This window comes from Lysobacter sp. GCM10012299, from assembly GCF_042649405.1.
In the GTDB taxonomy this organism is placed as follows: domain Bacteria; phylum Pseudomonadota; class Gammaproteobacteria; order Xanthomonadales; family Xanthomonadaceae; genus Lysobacter_J.
Genome location: NZ_JBHRZC010000001.1, coordinates 1 through 13,897, shown reverse-complemented (window position 1 = coordinate 13,897; position 13,897 = coordinate 1). Strand labels below are relative to the sequence as shown.

At 67.9% G+C, this 13,897-nt stretch carries 17 protein-coding genes; 13 read left to right on the top strand and 4 right to left on the bottom strand.

All coding sequences use genetic code 11. The annotated features are described in order from the left end of the window. Positions 1–3: 3 nt before the first annotated feature. Positions 4–1,428 carry a PLP-dependent aminotransferase family protein gene (locus ACFOPO_RS00085; protein ID WP_386699780.1) on the bottom strand — a complete coding sequence of 475 codons (1,425 nt, stop codon included), beginning with the start codon at positions 1,426–1,428 and terminating at the stop codon, positions 4–6. 87 nt (positions 1,429–1,515) lie between these two features. Here ACFOPO_RS00085 and ACFOPO_RS00080 point away from each other — a divergent pair, with 87 nt between their 5' ends. The 12 genes from ACFOPO_RS00080 to ACFOPO_RS00025 all read left to right on the top strand — a co-directional run bounded on the left by ACFOPO_RS00080 (position 1,516) and on the right by ACFOPO_RS00025 (position 11,165). Further along, entirely contained in the window at positions 1,516–1,881 is a 366-nt protein-coding gene (locus ACFOPO_RS00080) for a hypothetical protein (RefSeq protein ID WP_386699779.1), read from the top strand. After that, entirely contained in the window at positions 1,878–2,084 is a 207-nt protein-coding gene (locus ACFOPO_RS00075) for a twin transmembrane helix small protein (protein ID WP_386699778.1), read from the top strand. Before ACFOPO_RS00080 ends, ACFOPO_RS00075 begins: the two co-directional genes overlap by 4 nt. 177 nt (positions 2,085–2,261) lie before the next feature. Continuing rightward, on the top strand, positions 2,262–3,701 hold the full coding sequence (ccoN, locus tag ACFOPO_RS00070) for a cytochrome-c oxidase, cbb3-type subunit I (RefSeq protein WP_386699777.1): 1,440 nt from the start codon (positions 2,262–2,264) through the stop codon (positions 3,699–3,701). A gap of 7 nt (positions 3,702–3,708) precedes the next feature. Further along, complete coding sequence (gene ccoO, locus ACFOPO_RS00065; protein ID WP_386699776.1) at positions 3,709–4,323, top strand: cytochrome-c oxidase, cbb3-type subunit II; 615 nt, start codon at positions 3,709–3,711, stop codon at positions 4,321–4,323. A gap of 1 nt (position 4,324) precedes the next feature. Continuing rightward, a complete protein-coding gene (locus tag ACFOPO_RS00060) occupies positions 4,325–4,477 on the top strand; it encodes a cbb3-type cytochrome oxidase subunit 3 (protein WP_386699775.1) in 153 nt (50 codons plus the stop codon). Further along, positions 4,474–5,406 (top strand): cytochrome-c oxidase, cbb3-type subunit III, encoded by a 933-nt coding sequence (gene ccoP / locus ACFOPO_RS00055; protein WP_386699774.1) that lies wholly within the window; start codon positions 4,474–4,476, stop codon positions 5,404–5,406. The genes ACFOPO_RS00060 and ccoP overlap by 4 nt, the downstream gene beginning before the upstream one ends. A gap of 4 nt (positions 5,407–5,410) precedes the next feature. Then, positions 5,411–5,707, top strand: coding sequence for a hypothetical protein (locus ACFOPO_RS00050; protein WP_241918321.1), 297 nt, complete (start codon positions 5,411–5,413; stop codon positions 5,705–5,707). A 15-nt stretch (positions 5,708–5,722) separates the two neighbouring features. Then, on the top strand, positions 5,723–7,282 hold the full coding sequence (locus ACFOPO_RS00045) for a 4Fe-4S dicluster domain-containing protein (protein WP_386699773.1): 1,560 nt from the start codon (positions 5,723–5,725) through the stop codon (positions 7,280–7,282). Then, positions 7,282–7,791 (top strand): FixH family protein, encoded by a 510-nt coding sequence (locus ACFOPO_RS00040; protein ID WP_386699772.1) that lies wholly within the window; start codon positions 7,282–7,284, stop codon positions 7,789–7,791. Before ACFOPO_RS00045 ends, ACFOPO_RS00040 begins: the two co-directional genes overlap by 1 nt. 38 nt (positions 7,792–7,829) lie before the next feature. Beyond that, positions 7,830–10,259 carry a heavy metal translocating P-type ATPase gene (locus tag ACFOPO_RS00035; RefSeq protein WP_386699771.1) on the top strand — a complete coding sequence of 810 codons (2,430 nt, stop codon included), beginning with the start codon at positions 7,830–7,832 and terminating at the stop codon, positions 10,257–10,259. Continuing rightward, entirely contained in the window at positions 10,256–10,453 is a 198-nt protein-coding gene (gene ccoS / locus ACFOPO_RS00030; RefSeq protein ID WP_386699770.1) for a cbb3-type cytochrome oxidase assembly protein CcoS, read from the top strand. Before ACFOPO_RS00035 ends, ccoS begins: the two co-directional genes overlap by 4 nt. After that, the gene (locus ACFOPO_RS00025) at positions 10,443–11,165 is read left to right on the top strand and encodes a sulfite exporter TauE/SafE family protein (protein WP_386699769.1); all 723 of its coding nucleotides are present in this window, start codon (positions 10,443–10,445) and stop codon (positions 11,163–11,165) included. Before ccoS ends, ACFOPO_RS00025 begins: the two co-directional genes overlap by 11 nt. Before the next feature lie 16 nt (positions 11,166–11,181). On the opposite strand, the gene fnr is transcribed toward ACFOPO_RS00025, so the two are convergent. Then, complete coding sequence (gene fnr, locus ACFOPO_RS00020) at positions 11,182–11,946, bottom strand: fumarate/nitrate reduction transcriptional regulator Fnr (RefSeq protein ID WP_386699768.1); 765 nt, start codon at positions 11,944–11,946, stop codon at positions 11,182–11,184. Positions 11,947–12,132: 186 nt separating this feature from the next. Further along, positions 12,133–12,618, bottom strand: coding sequence for a hypothetical protein (locus tag ACFOPO_RS00015; protein ID WP_386699767.1), 486 nt, complete (start codon positions 12,616–12,618; stop codon positions 12,133–12,135). Between the two features lie 356 nt (positions 12,619–12,974). Here ACFOPO_RS00015 and ACFOPO_RS00010 point away from each other — a divergent pair, with 356 nt between their 5' ends. Continuing rightward, a complete protein-coding gene (locus tag ACFOPO_RS00010) occupies positions 12,975–13,508 on the top strand; it encodes an outer membrane beta-barrel protein (protein ID WP_386699766.1) in 534 nt (177 codons plus the stop codon). A 112-nt stretch (positions 13,509–13,620) separates the two neighbouring features. Here ACFOPO_RS00010 and ACFOPO_RS00005 read toward each other — a convergent pair. Further along, the coding region (locus tag ACFOPO_RS00005; protein WP_386699765.1) for a hypothetical protein at positions 13,621–13,897 on the bottom strand (277 nt) is incomplete at its 5' end.

The window sequence follows — 13,897 nt, the reverse complement described above, 5'->3', positions numbered from 1 at the left end:
CACCTATAGGGGAGATGAAGCCGCGGCGGCCATCGCCCCGAGCCGCTGCAGGGCGGTGTCGGCACGCTCGTCGAGCGGATGGCCGAAGTTGAGGCGCAGGCAATCGCCAAATCCGCGGCTCGCGGAGAAGATCGGGCCCGGGGCGATGCTGATGCCGTTGTCCACCGCCTGTCGCTGCAGCGCCAGCGCATCGCTGCCGGCGGGCAGTTCGATCCAGGCGAAATAGCCGCCCAGCGGTCGCGTCACCCGCGTGCCCGCCGGGAAGTACCGTGCGACCGCTGCGATGTACTGCTCCTGTTGCGTGGCCAGTGTCGAACGCAGGCGACGGAGGTGGCGATCGTAGTTACCGCGCTGCAGGTAGCGTGCGATCGCCAGTTGCGCCGGCACGTTGGTGTTGAGCGTGGTGGTGAGCTTGTTGCGCGCGATGGTCTGGCGGAAGCGCCCCGCCGCCACCCAGCCGATGCGATAGCCCGGCGCCAGGCATTTGGAGAACGACGAGCAATGCATCACCAGGCCGTCGCGGTCGAAGGCCTTTGCCGGCAGCAGTCGTTTCGGCCCGAAGTGCAGTTCGGCGTAGACGTCATCCTCGATCAGCGGAATCCCGTGCTCGGCGAGCAACGCCACCAGCTCGCGCTTGCCGGACTCGGGCACGGTCGCGCCGAGCGGATTGTGGAAGGTCGGCATCAGCCAGCATGCGCGCGGCGCGTGGCGACGGATGGCCGCGTCCAGCGCGTCCAGGTCGATGCCGTCACGCGGATGGGTCGGGACCTCGATGGCGTGCAGGCCGTTGCGCTCCAGCGTCTGCAACACCGCATAGAAGCACGGCGACTCCACCAGCACGGCATCACCCGGGCGGGTCACCGCAGCGATCGACAGCGTCAGTGCTTCCATGGCGCCGTTGGTGATCACGATTTCGTCGGCGGCGATGTCCATGCCGTCGATCAGGTAACGCTGGCTGATCTGCCGCCGCAGTTCGCCCAGGCCCGGCGTGAGGTCGTCGACGGTGCTCCACGGATCGAGTTCGACCGCGGTGGCGGCGACCGCGCGGCCGAGTTTCGGCAGGGGGAACAGCAGCGGACTCGGAAACGCCGAACCGAACGGCACGACCTCGCGGTCCATCGCCGACTGCAGGACGTCGAACACCAGTTCGCTGACATCGACGGTGCGCGAGTCGCCGTCGGGGCGCGATGCCACTTCCGGTTCCGGCGGCAGCAGCCGCGGCCGCTGCGCGACGTAGTAGCCCGAGCGGGCACGCGATTCCACCAGGCCCCTCGCCTCCAGCTGGTAATAGGCCTGGAACACGGTTGCCGGGCTGAGCCGGCGCGCGGCGCCGGTCTGCCGGACCGACGGCAGGCGCTCGCCCGGCCGGAAGACGCCGGCCTGGATCGAGTGGGCGATGTCGTCGGCCAGGGCCTGGTAACGCTTCATGGCAGCCAATCTGATCCGGTTTTTTTTCACCATTTCTGATTCTATTCCGACTGATACCGTCGGCCTAGACTGCGCGCATTCCCCACCATGAGCCCGACCGCCATGTCCGCGGACGTGCAGCTGCACCTCGCCCTGATCCTGTTCGCCCCCTGGTTCGCCATCCTTTCGGTCCTGTACTGGCTCTACCCGCGCCAGCCGCGGGGAGCGCTGCGGACCCTGGCCGATTCGGCCGCGCTGGTGCTGGCCACCGCCGCGGCGATGGCCGGCATGTACTGGGGCATGTGGCATGCCGACCCGGGCTTCGGCCCGATGTGGAAGCAGGTCCTGGCGACCTCGCTGGCCTATGGCCTCTACCTCGGGGTGATGACGGTCGCCCTGCTCCTGCGCCGGGCCTGGTTCTCGCGCCTGCGCGCCCGCCACCCGGCCACCCTCCAGACCCCGGCTTCCCCATGAAGACCTTGTTCGTTGTCGCCTTCCTCGGCCTGATCGTCTACAACCTCGGCGCCGCCCTCTATTACATGCTCGTCGACCGCGGCCAGAGCAAGCGCGCGGTCAATGCCCTGACCTGGCGGATCGGCCTGTCCATCGCCCTGATCGGCATGGTGGCCGTGGGCATCTGGACGGGGGTCATCCAGCCGCACGGCGTCGGCACATGACCCTCACGAATATGAAACGAGCCTTCACGCTCTGAGCACTAGGCTCGTTGGCGCTGCCAGCATGGGCACGCCCGTGCCGCCGGCATGTCCGGATGCAAATTGATCCAGGTCAAACGCGCACGGAAGGCGCGTTCATAGAATGCCGCCGACCCGGCGCACGGAAAGGGGCACGCCCATATGCAAGCGGTTGCAGAAACCTATAACGACAAGATCGTGCGCCAGTTCGCCGCGGTGACGGTGCTCTGGGGCATCGTCGGCATGGCGGTTGGCGTGCTCATCGCGGCCCAGTTGTACTGGCCGGCGCTGAACTTCGACACCGCCTGGCTGAGCTACGGCCGCCTGCGACCGCTGCACACCAACGCGGTGATCTTCGCCTTCGGCGGCTCGGCGCTGTTCGCCACGAGCTACTACATCGTGCAGCGCACCTGCCACGTCCGCCTGTTCTCCGACAAGCTCGCCGCCTTCACCTTCTGGGGCTGGCAAGCGGTAATCGTCGCGGCCGCGATCACCCTGCCGATGGGCCTGACCCAGGGCAAGGAATACGCCGAACTCGAGTGGCCGATCGACCTGCTGATCACCGCGGTCTGGGTCGCGTACGGGATCGTGTTCTTCGGCACGATCGTCAAGCGCAGGGTGCGCCACATCTACGTGGCCAACTGGTTCTTCGGCGCCTACATCATCACCATCGCCCTGCTCCACATCGTCAACAACATGGCGATCCCGGTCGGACTGGGCAAGTCGTACTCGATGTATTCCGGCGCGGTCGATGCGATGGCGCAATGGTGGTACGGGCACAACGCGGTCGGCTTCTTCCTGACCGCTGCCTTCCTGGGAATGATGTATTACTTCGTGCCCAAGCAGGCCGGGCGGCCGGTGTACTCCTACCGGTTGTCGATCGTGCACTTCTGGGCGCTGATCGCCATCTACATGTGGGCCGGCCCCCACCATCTGCAATACACCGCGCTGCCGGACTGGGCGCAGTCGCTGGGCATGGTGTTCTCGATCGTGCTGCTGGCCCCGAGCTGGGGCGGCGCGATCAACGGCATCATGACCCTGTCGGGTGCCTGGGACAAACTGCGCACCGACCCGATCCTGAAGTTCCTGATCGTTGCGATCTCGTTCTACATGATCGCCACCTTCGAGGGGCCGATGATGTCGATCAAGACGGTCAACTCGCTCTCGCACTACACCGACTGGACCGTCGGCCATGTCCACGCCGGCGCACTGGGCTGGGTGGCGATGATCACGATCGGCTCGCTCTATTCGCTGCTGCCGCGACTGCTGGGACAGAAGGAGATGTTCTCGGTCAGGGCCATCGACCTGCACTTCTGGCTGCACACCGTCGGCGTGCTGCTGTACATCGCCTCGATGTGGATCGCCGGCGTGATGCAGGGCCTGATGTGGCGCGCCACCAACCCCGACGGCACGCTGACCTACAGCTTCGTGGAGGCACTCAACGCGACCTACCCCTACTACCTGGGCCGACTGGCCGGTGGCCTGGTGGTATTGGCCGGCATGTTCCTCATGGCCTGGAACGTGATCCGTACCTGGCAGCAGGCCGGCGAACTCGTCGCCACCCCGGTGTTGCCGCCGGACACTGCCCGCGCCCACGCCTGAGGTCGACATGAGTCATTCCCACGAGAAAGTCGAAACCAATGTCGGCCTGATGGCAGTGCTGATCGCCGTGGCCGTGTCGTTCGGCGGCCTGGCCGAGATCGTGCCGCTGATGTTCCAGGCCGAGGCGATCAAGCCGCTGCCCGGCGTGAAGCCCTACCCCGCCCTGCAACTGGCCGGCCGCGACGTCTATGTCCGCGAAGGTTGCTACAACTGCCACTCGCAGATGGTGCGCACGCTGCGCTTCGAGACCGAGCGTTACGGCCATTACTCACTGGCCGGCGAGTCGGTCTACGACCATCCGTTCCAGTGGGGCAGCAAGCGCACCGGTCCGGACCTGGCCCGCGTCGGCGGCCGCTACTCCGACGACTGGCATCGCGTGCACCTGCTCAATCCGCGCGACGTGGTGCCCGAGTCGAACATGCCGGGCTTCCCATGGCTGGCCAGCAACCGCATCGACGGTGGCGAGGTCGAGAGCCGCATGCGCGCGCTCCGGCGCATCGGCGACCCCTATACCAACGAGGACATTGCCGGCGCCCGTGCGGCGGTCAATGGCAAGACCGAACTCGACGCCGTGGTCGCCTACCTGCAGGGCCTGGGCAAGCACGCACCGAGGGGAGGCTGACATGGTGTCCGGAATCGTGACCGCGGTGCTGCTGGTGGTGTTCGTGGCCGGCTGGATCTGGGCCTGGAGTCCACGGCGCAGGCAGGAATTCGATGCGGCGGCACGCCTGCCGCTTGAACGGCTTGAAGAGCAGGGCAAGGAGACACGGCAATGAGCGCGGGCTGGTCGTGGTACGTGATTGCAATCGTCGTGCTCAACATCGTCGGCTGCGTGTGGCTGCTGTGGTGGACGGGCAAGCGCAAGCCCGGCGACCCGGGTCCGACCGAGACCAGCCACTACTGGGACGGCGACATCACCGAATACAACAAGCCGATGCCGCGGTGGTGGATCAACCTGTTCTACATCACCATCGTCTTCGCCATCGGTTACCTCATCTACTACCCGGGCCTGGGTGCGTACGCGGGCTACAGCAAGTGGACCTCGACCGGCGAACAGGCCGCCGACAAGGCACGCGACGACGCCAAGCTTGACCAGACCTTCGCACCGTACGCGGGCAAGTCCATCGACGTGATCGCACGGGATCCCAAAGCCGTGGCGCTGGGCCGCTCGATCTTCAGCAACACCTGCGCGACCTGCCACGGCTCGTCGGCGCGCGGCGCGATCGGCTACCCGAACCTCAGCGACGACATCTGGCATTGGGGCGGCTCGCCCGAGCGCATCCTGCAGACCGTCCTCGACGGCCGCGAAGGCGTCATGCCCGAATGGGGCAAGGTGCTCACCGGCATGGGCGGCGACAACGCGGTCGACTACGTCATCGCCTACGTGCGCACGCTGTCCGATCCCGACAGCATGCAGAACAACTACATGGCCGCGCAGGGCAAGGCCCTCTACAACGGCGTCTGCGTGGCCTGCCACGGCGCCAACGGCAAGGGCAACCAGGAACTGGGCGCGCCCGACCTGACCGACGACTACTGGATGTACGGCAACACCACCGAGAGCATGCGCCAGACGATCAGCAGCGGCCGCCACGGCACGATGCCGGCCCACCGCCAGATCATCGGCGAGACCCGTGCCCGCCTGGTCGCCGCCTACGTCTGGTCGCTCTCGCACGGCGGCAAGCCCGCCACCACCGCGACGCGGTGACGCGATGCCCGACTACACCGTCCCGCGCTTCGATCATCCGCCCCGACCGCTGGCACAGCGGCTCGGGGCGATCCTGTGGCCGAGTTTCTTCTCGGCGGCGGTGATGACGATGGTGTTCTTCGCCTTCGTCGACCCGCTGGCGCTGCGCGACATGACCTTCCCTGATTTGCCCCTGACACGCACGCTCGGCTACAGCATCGCCTTCTTCATGTTCTGGCTGGCCACCGCTGCCTCCAGCGCGTTCACCTGGATCCTGCTTCGCCCTGCCAGTCGCTACAACCGGCCCTTGCCGCCGGAGTGAGCCGAGTACTTCGCAATGACCAAGAAGATCCCCCTCGACCTGCTGGATGACGGCAGCGCGCTGTACGTCAGCGAGCGCAAGATCTACCCGCGCGACGTCGATGGCCGCTTCCAGATCTGGCGAAAGATCGCGGTGGTGGTGCTGCTGGGCATGTTCTACGTGTTCCCGTGGCTGCGCTGGGACGGTCGCCAGGCGGTGCTGTTCGACCTGCCGGCGCGCAAGTTCTACGTGTTCGGACTGAACTTCTGGCCGCAGGACTTCGTCTTCCTGGCGATGCTGCTGGTGATCGCCGGCTTCGCCCTGTTCTTCTTCACCGCCCTCGCCGGCCGCCTGTGGTGCGGCTATGCCTGCCCGCAGACGGTGTGGACCGAGGTCTTCCTGTGGATGGAGCAGTGGACCGAGGGCGACCGCAATGCGCGGATGAAGCTCGACGCCGGCCCGTGGAACCGCAACAAGCTCCTGCGCAAGGGCAGCAAGCACGCCTTGTGGCTGGTGTTCGCGTTGTGGACCGGCTTCACCTTCGTCGGCTTCTTCACCCCGATCACCGACCTGGCCGCGCGCGCGCCGCTGCTCGGCAGTGCGCCGGGCTGGGGCAACTGGGAGCTGTTCTGGGTGCTGTTCTACGCACTGGCCACCTGGGGCAATGCCGGCTTCCTGCGCGAACAGGTGTGCAAGTACATGTGCCCGTACGCGCGCTTCCAGAGCGCGATGTTCGACCGCAACACGCTGATCATCGCCTACGACCCGATGCGCGGCGAACCGCGCGGCCCGCGCAAGCGCGGCATGAAGGGCGCGGCCGAGCGCCGCGGCCTGCTCGATGCGAAGACGGCCTATGACTACGTGCTGCGGGCCGCGCATTACGTCACCGGTTCGGTGGTCGCGCCGGGCACGACCGCGGTGACCGACACGGGCATCAAGGTCGAGCCGCTGCCCAGGTTCGCGCCGGAAGAGCTGGGCGACTGCATCGACTGCACGATCTGCGTGCAGGTCTGCCCGACCGGCATCGATATCCGCAACGGCCTGCAGTACGAGTGCATCGCCTGCGGTGCCTGCATCGATGCCTGCGACGACGTGATGGACAAGATGGGCTACCCGAGGGGGCTGATCCGCTATTCCACCCAGAACGCGATCGACGGCAAGCCCACGCGCGTGCTGCGTCCGCGGGTGTTCGTCTATGGCTTGCTGCTGCTCGCGCTGTGCGCGGCCTGGGCGTGGGGCGTGGGCAACCGCAGCCCGCTGATCGCCGAAGTGCTGCGTGACCGCAATGCGCTCTACCGCGAGACCGGCGACGGCCGCATCGAGAACGGCTACACGCTCAAGCTGGTCAACAAGGACGTCAAGGCGCAGCAGTTCCGGCTGACGCTGCAGGCACCGGCCGGCATCACCCTGGTCGGCGGCGGCAGCAGCGGCGGCACGCAGGTCATCGACGCGCCCGCCGAGCAGGTGCTGAACCTGCCGCTGACGCTGTCCTCGCCGAAGGACGTGCGCGGCAAGCAGGAGATCGTCTTCAAGGTGCAGCGCATCGATGGCGCAGCGCAGGCCGATGTCCCCTCCACCTTCTTCGGGCCGATGTGATGGTGCGCAACCATCCGCTGCGCATGCCGGTGATGTGGCTGGTCATCGGCCTGCCGATCCTGTCGATCGTCGCCGGCGTCGGCCTGGCGGTCATCGCGGTGCGCAGTGGCAGCACCGATGCGGTGATCGACCCGGTGCAGCGCACGGCGCAGATCCAGGTGACGGAGCTGGGGCCGGATGCGCGCGCCAGCCAACTGAAGCTGGCGGCGGTGCTGCGCGTCGACAAGGACATGGTCGAGCTGCTGCCGGTCGGCGGCGGCTTCGGCGAAGGCGAGGTGCGCCGCGACGAACCGCTGACGCTGGTCCTGTCCCATCCCAGCCAGGCCGCGCTGGACCGCAGCGTGACCCTGATGCCGAGCGAGATGGGCTGGCGAGCGAATGTCGAACCTGCGGCGGACCACGACTGGCTGCTGCAGCTGACGCCGCCTGATCGCAGCTGGCGCCTGCAGGGCCGGCTGCCGGCCGGGCAGCGTGCCGCCCACCTGGCGCCGGCGCTGTCGGACGATTGAGCGGTATGCAGTCGCGTTGATTGGGGGATGATGTCGGCATGAGCGTCACGCAGACCGCGCTGGCTCCCGATGACCGCCGTGGCCACGTCCACCCCGGCGTCGTTGCGACCGCCTGCCACCATTGCGGCGAAACACTGACGGCGACGAACACGGTTGCCGCCAGTGGCCAGCAGTTCTGCTGCACCGGCTGCGCCGCGGCGGCGAACTGGATCCAGCAGGCCGCGCTGGAGGACTATTACCGCCTGCGCACCGTGCCCGCCGGCCGTGTCGATGCCGACCCCGCCGACTTCGCCGGCTGGGACCGCGAAAGCGTCCTCGCCGAGCACAGCCGCAACGTGCCGGGCGGCCGCGAGATCACCGTGCTGACCGATTCGATGCGCTGCGCCGCCTGCGCGTGGCTGATCGATCGCGCCTTGCATCGCATCCCGGGCGTGCTCGATGCCGGCGCCAACGCCGTCACCGGGCGCATAGTCGTTGCGTGGGATCCGGAGAGGGTCGCGCTGTCGTCGCTGATGTCGCGCCTCGATGCGCTGGGCTACCGGCCATGGCTGGCCACCGGCGACGCGCGCGAACAGGCGAAGAAGCACGAGCGCCGGCGCTGGCTGATCCGCCTGGGCGTGGCGGGGCTGGGTGCGATCCAGGCCATGATGTTCGCCGAGGCGCTGTACCTGGACACGGCCGGGCAGATGCCGCTGGCCACGCGCGATTTCTTCCGCTGGATCACCTTCCTGGTGTCGACGCCGGTGGTGTTCTATTCCGGCTGGCCGTTCCTGGAAGGCATGTGGCGCGAACTGCGCGGGCGTCGCCTGGGCATGGACACGCTGATCGCATCGTCGACGCTGCTGGCCTACTTCGCCAGCCTGTTCGAGACCCTCCGCGGCGGCGCCCATGTCTGGTACGACGCCGCCGTGATGTTCGTGCTGCTGTTGCTGGTGGCCCGGATGTTCGAACAGCGCGCGCGCCAGGTCGCCAGCGCGCAGGTCGATGCACTGGCGCGGGCACGGCCGGCGCTGGCCACGCGCGAACGCGACGACGGCACGCGCGAGCAGGTGGCGCTCGCCGAGCTTGCGGTCGGCGACGTCGTGCGCGTGGCGTCCGGCGAATCGGTACCGGCCGACGGCGTGCTGCTCGACCACGCCTGTGCGTTCGAAGAGGCGCTGATCACCGGCGAATCGGCACCGGTGCAACGGGCACCCGGGACGATCGCGCTGGCCGGCAGCCTCTGTCGCGAACAGGCCGCGCGCATCCGCGTGACCCGGACCGGCAACGACACGCGCCTGTCGCAACTCACGCGCCTGGTCGAACAGGCGCAGGGCGAACGCCCTGCGCTGGCCCGCGTTGCCGAGCGCATCGCCAGCGGCTTCGTGCTGGTGCTGGTGCCGTGCGCGATCGCGGTTTACGCCTGGTGGCGGCAACACGACCCGGCACGCGCGCTCGAAGTGACGCTGGCGCTGCTCGTGGTGAGCTGCCCCTGCGCGCTGTCGCTGGCGATTCCGACCGCACTGACGGCCGCGCACGGCGCGCTGGCGCGGATCGGCGTGCTCGGGCTGCGTGGCGATGCGCTGTCGACGCTGGCGCGCGTCGATCGCGTCGTCTTCGACAAGACCGGCACGCTCAGCAACGGCCGTCCGCAGCTGGACACGGTCAGCATCTTCAACGGCACCGACCCGGACGACGCACTGACGATAGCGGCGGCGATGGAGCGCGACAGCGGCCATCCGCTCGCACACGCCTTCGCCGATATCGACAGCAACTACCGCGCCGGGCAATTGCACAGTGTTCCAGGACATGGCATCGAAGCGTTGATCGACGGTCGCCACTGGCGCCTGGGCCGGGCCGAGTTCGCGGTGGGCGGCGAAGACGACGGCGCGCTCTGGCTCGGCCAGGACAACGGCGCTGTCGCCCGCTTCACCGTCGGCGAAGCGAGGCGCGACGATGCGCATGCCGCCGTATCGGCGTTGCAGGCGCAGGGCCTCCACGTCGAGCTTTGCAGTGGCGACGCGCATGCCCCGGTGCGGCGCTTTGCCGCCGAACTCGGCATCGACACCGTCCGCTCGCGGCAGACACCCGAGCAGAAGCTGGCCCACGTTCGTGAACTGCAGGCACGGGGCGACGTAGTGGCGATGGTCGGCGACGGGCTCAACGATGCCCCGGTGCTGGCAGGTGCCGACGTATCGATCGCGATGGCCGAAGGCGCCGCGCTGGCGCAGCGCGCGGCCGACTTCGTCGTCACCAGCCCGTCGCTGTTGCGGATCCCCCAGGCCATCACGCTGGCGCGGCGCACGCAGGCGGTGATCCGCCAGAACCTCGCATGGGCGCTGGGCTACAACCTGCTGGCGCTGCCGTTGGCCGCCAGCGGCCATGTCACGCCGTGGATCGCGGCGGTCGGCATGGCGTTGTCGTCGTTGCTGGTCACGCTCAATGCCTTGCGGCTGGGCCGTCGTACGGGCACCGTGGCGCGGCCATGACGATCCTGCTGCTGCTCGTTCCCATCAGCTTGGTCCTGCTCGGCGTCGCGATCTGGGCGTTCGTGTGGGCGGTGCGGCGCGGTCAGTTCGACGACCTCGACACGCCGGCCATCGACATCCTGCGCGACGAGCCATTGCCCACGCCGCCGCCGACACAGGCACCCCCGCCACAGGAAGGCACGGATGCCGATTGACTGGCTGACCCTCGGCGCGGCGCTGCTCAGCGGATTGCTCGGCGGCGTCCACTGCGCCGCGATGTGCGGCGGCATCGCCACGGGTTTTTCCGCCACTGCAACCGGCCATCCCGCGCGGATCGCGCTGGAAGCCAACCTCGGGCGCGTCGGCGGCTACATCATTGCCGGCGCGATTGCCGGCGGCCTGGGCCATGGCATCGTCGAGGTCGCGCGCATCGAAGGGCTGGCGCTCGCCTCGCGGATGCTGGTCGGCATGGTGCTGGTGATCGTCGCGCTGCGACTGTTCGACCGGCACGGTCGACTGGCCTTCCTGTCGCGCCCCGGCAACCGTCTATGGCAAGTGTTGCGCCCCTTGCAACAGCGCCTGCTGCCCGCCGACACGCGCGCGCGGCGGCTGGGCCTGGCGCTGCTGTGGGGCTGGCTTCCCTGCGGGCTGAGCACGACGTTGCTGGTCGCGGCGTGGCTGCAGGCCAGTGCACTCAACGGTGCATTGACGATGGCCGCGTTCGGCCTGGGCACCTTGCCGGTGATGCTGCCCTTGACCATGAGCGGTGCACGCCTGGGGCGCTGGCTGCAGACGCGCTGGCGCAATGCCGCGGCCACGCTGGTGCTGGCCGCCGGCGTGCTGACGCTGGCGGCGCCGTGGCTGATGCGGGTGCCGGCCTTGCATACGCTGCTGGCGGCGCTGGGCTGTGGCAGCTTGCCTGCTTGAGCAACAGAGCCAGGAGCTACAGCGCAGCCTTCTGCCGCTTCGGCTCGCTGCTTTCGATGCCGTGCGCGAGGCGCTCGAGCGCCGCGATTTCGAGGATCTCAACGCGTCGCCCGTGCACCGCGATCACGCCGTCCTCCTGCAATCGCGTGAAGCCGCGGCTGACGGTCTCCAGCGCCAGGCCGAGATAACGCGCGACATCCTCGCGGCTCATCGGCAGGCGGAACGCCGTCGACGACTGGCCGATCTGGCGGAAGCGTTCGCCCAGGCCGTGCAGGAACAGGGCAATGCGCTCGTTGGCCTGGCGCCGGACCAGCATCTCCATGTGGTCCTGGTCGCGGTTGAGGCTGTGCCCGATCACGCGCAGCAACTGTTGCTGCAATGACGGCAACTGCGCGGCCACGGCGCTGAGCTGGTCGAGCGGGACGTCGCAGACATTGGCGCTTTCCAGCGCCACCGCTTCGCAGCGGTGGGCACCGTCGCCGAGCGCATCCAGGCCGATCAGTTCACCGGCCAGGTGGAAGCCGACCACCTGCTCTTCGCCCTCTTCGCTGAGGCTGACGGTCTTGAACGCGCCGTCGCGGGCGACGAAGACCGAGGCCAGCGGATCACCGATGCGGAACAGGCGCTCGCCACGAGCGAGGGTGCGACGGCGCCGGACGATTTCGTCGAGGCGGACCAGTTCATCGGCATCGATGCCGGCCGGAAGGCACAGCTGCTGGAGCGAGCATTGCGCGCAGCTGCGGCGCAATCTGGCCAGGTCGAGGTCAACGGCAGCGTTCATGGGCCGCCATTGTCGCATGGCCGGCATTGCCGCCGCGAACGGACGCGGTTCGCCAGCAAAGCGAAAGGCGGCCGGGGCCGCCTTTCGCACCACACTCGACGATGGGTCCGCCCTCTTGCGGGGCGTGCCAGCGACTATGCCAGCGCGTGCATGAACGCCCGCGACACGCGGATCACCTTGGCGGCATCAGAGGCCGCGGGTCGAGGTGTTGTCGTACTGCGGCGAAATGCGACGGCCTTCCATCGCCTTCTGCGCCTTCTCCTGCGCCTCGCGCTTCTGCTGGGCGGTCATGCAGATCCGCTCGACGCGATTGGTGCCCGACTTCTTCGTGCGCTCGCAGATCAGGCGCTCGTCGGCCACCTGGCGCGCGAGCGAATCGATCCAGGCGATCTCGCTCGACGCCTGCGCCCGTTCTTCTGCGGTCAGTTCCTCGTAGCGGCGACCATCGATGATCCCGATCAGGTCCTCCTGGCGTTCCAGCAGCTCACGGCGCTTGTCGGCGGACAACGAGCTGAAGCCAGCCGCACCGGACGTGGCATCGCGACGGATGCGATCCTGCTTCTCCATCACCGCCACGGTGTCGAACGGCTTTTCGTCCGCCGCCTTCACCGCGGGCATGGCCAGGCAACTGCCGGCCAGGACGACTGCCAACACCAGATTCTTTGCAAACATGCGCACCGCTCCCTGCTTTGACTTGTCCAGAAGTTAGATGCGCGACGGCAACCGGACGAGGATCACGGTTGCCGCCGCGCATTGCCGATCGTATGGCGAGGCGCCGGATTTCACGGGGTCCCGTGACCTTGTCGCCAGACTCGGAAAAGTCCGTGAACGCGCGCGGCCGGCCGGGGGCATGCGTTCCAGACACGGGACAGTGAATCCCCCGTCTCCGGTCTTGGGCTGCGCAGCGGCAGACCCACTTACCTCTTGCAGCGATGGCTGCCCAGGCATTCCGCCGGGGCCCGTCGCAGACACGCCACCGCTCCCTCCCCCGATTGGCCGCGGTGACCGTTGCAGGAGTTTGAACAGCAATGAGCAAGAACAAGATGCTTTCCCGCGCCCTCATCGCCGTCCTCGTTGGCGCCGCCGCGTTCGGCGCACAGGCTGCCGACAAGGGTTTCTATGCCGGTGCCGGCGTCGGCCAGTCGTTTGTCGACGAAGGCAACTACGACGACGAGGACACTGCGTTCTCGCTGTTCGGCGGTTATCAGTTCAACCGTTACTTCGGCCTCGAGGCCGGTTACGCCGACTTCGGCAAGCTCGAGCCGCGCGGCAATGGCCCCGATCTCGAAGCCAGCTCGGTCTACCTGACCGCGGTCGGCACGGTGCCGATCACCGACAGCTTCTCGGCCTACGCGAAGGCCGGTTTCCAGCGTTGGGACCTCGACACTGCGCTCCCGGGCGTCGTAGGCAACAACGATGACAGCGGCACCGACCCGACCTATGGCGTCGGCGTGCAGTACCGCTTCACCGACCATGTCGCCCTGCGTGGCGAGTACAGCCGCTTCGAGATCGAAGACACCGACCTCGACCTGGCGCAGATCCAGGTGCGCTACGACTTCTGATCGCTGCTTGCTTGGTGTGAGTACGAAGCCGCCGGTTCATGCCGGCGGTTTTTTTTTGGGGCTTTCACCCTTCGGAAGGGCGCCGTCCGCCGGGCTGGGATTGCCCCGCCCCTTAGTCGGACATCCTGTCCGATGCGGGGCGCGGGACATCCATGTCCCGCTGCGGTGCAATCCCCAGCCCGTCGAACGACGCTCTGCCACGTTGTTGCGTGGTCTTCGATGGAATGGAAGCAACGTCCTTGGGTTCCCGCCTTCGCGGGAACGACGGGCAACGACGCTGGGTTCCCGCCTTCGCGGGAATGACGGGCAAGCGCCGAAGACCGGGAAATGAAGCGGCGGAGCGTTGGCCGACGGGTCGGGGATTGATCCGCAGCGGGACATGGATGTCC

What these genes read in the sequence shown, in the direction of transcription:
- ACFOPO_RS00085 (WP_386699780.1), bottom strand. Translation starts at nt 1,428, where the DNA reads ATGAAGCGTTACCAGGCCCTGGCCGACGACATCGCCCACTCGATCCAG.
- ACFOPO_RS00080 (WP_386699779.1), top strand. Translation starts at nt 1,516, where the DNA reads ATGAGCCCGACCGCCATGTCCGCGGACGTGCAGCTGCACCTCGCCCTG.
- ACFOPO_RS00075 (WP_386699778.1), top strand. Translation starts at nt 1,878, where the DNA reads ATGAAGACCTTGTTCGTTGTCGCCTTCCTCGGCCTGATCGTCTACAAC.
- ccoN (WP_386699777.1), top strand. Translation starts at nt 2,262, where the DNA reads ATGCAAGCGGTTGCAGAAACCTATAACGACAAGATCGTGCGCCAGTTC.
- ccoO (WP_386699776.1), top strand. Translation starts at nt 3,709, where the DNA reads ATGAGTCATTCCCACGAGAAAGTCGAAACCAATGTCGGCCTGATGGCA.
- ACFOPO_RS00060 (WP_386699775.1), top strand. Translation starts at nt 4,325, where the DNA reads ATGGTGTCCGGAATCGTGACCGCGGTGCTGCTGGTGGTGTTCGTGGCC.
- ccoP (WP_386699774.1), top strand. Translation starts at nt 4,474, where the DNA reads ATGAGCGCGGGCTGGTCGTGGTACGTGATTGCAATCGTCGTGCTCAAC.
- ACFOPO_RS00050 (WP_241918321.1), top strand. Translation starts at nt 5,411, where the DNA reads ATGCCCGACTACACCGTCCCGCGCTTCGATCATCCGCCCCGACCGCTG.
- ACFOPO_RS00045 (WP_386699773.1), top strand. Translation starts at nt 5,723, where the DNA reads ATGACCAAGAAGATCCCCCTCGACCTGCTGGATGACGGCAGCGCGCTG.
- ACFOPO_RS00040 (WP_386699772.1), top strand. Translation starts at nt 7,282, where the DNA reads ATGGTGCGCAACCATCCGCTGCGCATGCCGGTGATGTGGCTGGTCATC.
- ACFOPO_RS00035 (WP_386699771.1), top strand. Translation starts at nt 7,830, where the DNA reads ATGAGCGTCACGCAGACCGCGCTGGCTCCCGATGACCGCCGTGGCCAC.
- ccoS (WP_386699770.1), top strand. Translation starts at nt 10,256, where the DNA reads ATGACGATCCTGCTGCTGCTCGTTCCCATCAGCTTGGTCCTGCTCGGC.
- ACFOPO_RS00025 (WP_386699769.1), top strand. Translation starts at nt 10,443, where the DNA reads ATGCCGATTGACTGGCTGACCCTCGGCGCGGCGCTGCTCAGCGGATTG.
- fnr (WP_386699768.1), bottom strand. Translation starts at nt 11,946, where the DNA reads ATGAACGCTGCCGTTGACCTCGACCTGGCCAGATTGCGCCGCAGCTGC.
- ACFOPO_RS00015 (WP_386699767.1), bottom strand. Translation starts at nt 12,618, where the DNA reads ATGTTTGCAAAGAATCTGGTGTTGGCAGTCGTCCTGGCCGGCAGTTGC.
- ACFOPO_RS00010 (WP_386699766.1), top strand. Translation starts at nt 12,975, where the DNA reads ATGAGCAAGAACAAGATGCTTTCCCGCGCCCTCATCGCCGTCCTCGTT.